This is a genomic window from Vibrio sp. 10N.222.49.C9, from assembly GCF_041474985.1.
Taxonomy (GTDB): domain Bacteria; phylum Pseudomonadota; class Gammaproteobacteria; order Enterobacterales; family Vibrionaceae; genus Vibrio; species Vibrio crassostreae_C.
Genome location: NZ_JBFRVD010000278.1, coordinates 1 through 327 on the forward strand (window position 1 = coordinate 1; position 327 = coordinate 327).

General features: G+C 44.6%; 1 protein-coding gene. It reads left to right on the forward strand.

Annotated features, from left to right (window positions below):
- Window position 1: 1 nt before the first annotated feature.
- A partial coding sequence (gene grpE, locus AB4585_RS23120) for a nucleotide exchange factor GrpE (RefSeq protein ID WP_372171136.1) occupies window positions 2-327 on the forward strand: 326 nt, incomplete at its 3' end.

The window sequence follows — 327 nt, forward strand, 5'->3', positions numbered from 1 at the left end:
GATTAACGAAGAAGAACTAGCACAAGCGGCCAATGAAGCTGAACAAGTTGCAGAAGAAGTGACTGAAGAAGCTGAAGTGATCGGCGGTGAAGGTGACATCGAGTGGAACGAAGAAACTGATGCAGAAGTGGAAGAGTCTAAGGTTGCACAACTAGAAGCTGCATTGCTTCAAACAGAGATGCGTCTTAAAGAACAGCAAGACAGCGTTATTCGCGCTAAAGCTGAAGTAGAGAACATGCGTCGCCGCACAGAACAAGAGATGTCTAAAGCTCGTAAATTTGCGATTAACAAGTTTGCTGAAGAATTGCTACCGGTTATCGATAACCT